The 1,977-nt window shown below is 71.6% G+C and carries 3 protein-coding genes; 2 read left to right on the forward strand and 1 reads right to left on the reverse strand.

The features are described 5' to 3' along the window. Positions 1-417: DUF721 domain-containing protein (locus tag Q4F04_RS15720; protein ID WP_303370725.1), on the reverse strand; the 417-nt coding region annotated here is incomplete at its 3' end. A 155-nt stretch (positions 418-572) separates the two neighbouring features. Here Q4F04_RS15720 and Q4F04_RS15725 point away from each other — a divergent pair. After that, positions 573-1,592, forward strand: coding sequence for an A/G-specific adenine glycosylase (locus Q4F04_RS15725; protein ID WP_303370723.1), 1,020 nt, complete (start codon positions 573-575; stop codon positions 1,590-1,592). A 68-nt stretch (positions 1,593-1,660) separates the two neighbouring features. After that, a partial coding sequence (locus Q4F04_RS15730) for a hypothetical protein (protein WP_303370724.1) occupies positions 1,661-1,977 on the forward strand: 317 nt, incomplete at its 3' end.

The raw sequence follows: 1,977 nt of genomic DNA on the forward strand, positions 1-1,977 counted from the left end.
GTCGAAGCGGGCGGCGACCGCATCGGCAGCGGCGACCGCCTCGGGCGGAGGCGGGGTAGGCTTGGCGGGCGGCGGGGGGGGGAACTGCGCCTGCCCCTCGGCAAAGCCCTGGGCTGCGGTCTGCGTCAGCACGATGCGGGCGATGGCGTTGAAGCCATAGACGGCGTTCACCCGCTCGCGCAGGCGCGGCAGTTGCATCTGCACCAGCGGCGCATGCGCCCCGTCGGTCAGCAGCGTCAGCGTGGCGCCGAAGTCCCGGCCGTGGCTGACCTTGACGGGCCGGGTATGGGCGGCGGTCTCGGGTCCCACGATCTCGGGCCAGTCGGTCAGCAGGCGGGCCACGGCGAAGCCGCGCTTTTCGGCGGTCTTGCGCAACTCGGGCGCGACCAGCGTGGCGGCGGCCTCGAACCCCCGCATCCGCCGTTTCGGCGGCGCATCGGCCGAGGGGCTGCGCTTGCGGGCGCGCGAAGGCTGGGGCGGAACGGTCATGCGTTGCCTTGGAACAGGTTGCGTCCAATCTGGACGCTCGGCGCGCCGGATGCCAGACGGGTGCGATGACCATGGGGGCAAACTTGCGTGAAACCGCCGTCAGCGATGAAGTCGCGCCGCGCCTTCTGAGCTGGTATGACCACCATGCGCGGGTTCTGCCCTGGCGTGCCCCGCCCGGCACGCCGCCGATGGCCCCCTATCGCGTCTGGCTATCGGAAATCATGCTGCAGCAGACCACCGTCGCGGCGGTGAAGTCCTATTTCGAACGCTTCACGTCGCTCTGGCCCGATGTCCAGTCGCTTGCCGGTGCCGACGAGGCGCAGGTGATGGCCGAATGGGCGGGCCTCGGCTACTATGCCCGCGCCCGCAACCTGGTCGCCTGCGCCCGCGCGGTCGCCGCCACCGGCGGCTTTCCCGACACCCGCGAGGAGCTGGCCGCGCTGCCCGGCATTGGCCCCTATACCTCGGCCGCCATCGCTGCCATCGCCTTTGACCGGCCCGAAACCGTCGTGGACGGCAATGTCGAGCGCGTCACCGCCCGCCTTTTTGCCGTGCAGACGCCGCTGCCCGCCGCCAAGCGTGAGCTGACCGGGCTTGCCGCGACCCTGACGCCGACCGAAAGGCCCGGCGATTTCGCGCAGGCGATGATGGATCTCGGGGCCACCATCTGCACGCCGCGCAACCCGGCCTGCGGCATCTGCCCGCTGATCGACCTCTGCACCGCCCGCGCGCAAGGGATCGCGCCCGAGCTGCCCCGCAAGGCGCCGAAGGCCGCAAAGCCCATCCGCACCGGCACCGTCTGGGTCGCTATGGACGAGGACACCGTTATCCTGGAACGCCGCCCGGCCCGCGGGCTGCTGGGCGGCACGTTGGGCTTCCCCACGACCGGCTGGGACGGCAGCGACCTGCCGGAACCCGGCCCCGGTCCCTGGACCGACCGGGGCGAGATCCGCCACGTCTTCACCCATTTCGACCTGCGCCTGCGCGTCCTGACTGGCCCGCCTGCCGGAACCACCCGCAGCGAGCCGGTGCCGCGCGCCGGTTTCGACCCGCAGGCCCTGCCGGGGCTGATGCGCAAGGTCTGGGCGCTGGCCTCTGGCTGAGGAACTTTCCGGCCGCCCCGGCGCTACACAGCGAGATCCGTCGATCACGCAAGTCCGGGGAGGAACCCATGCGAACATCCACGATCCTGACCAGCCTGCCACTGACATTCGCCCTTCTGACACCCCTTCACGCGCAGGAAGTGCTGACCGGCGAGGCCGCCTTCGGCACCGCCCAGGACAACGCCCCCGGCCTGCGGCGCCACATCACCGCCGACGCCCTGCCCGCCCCCAGCCACACTGATAACGACCCCGAGGCGCCGGACTTCCAGAACAACCCGACGATGGTGGACCGGCCGGAAGGCACGCTGCCGCAGGTGCCCGAGGGCTTCTCGGTCGAGGTCTTCGCCGAGGGCCTGACCGAGCCGCGCGTCATCCGCATCGCCCC

The organism is Paracoccus sp. (in: a-proteobacteria), assembly GCF_030536915.1.
In the GTDB taxonomy this organism is placed as follows: domain Bacteria; phylum Pseudomonadota; class Alphaproteobacteria; order Rhodobacterales; family Rhodobacteraceae; genus Paracoccus.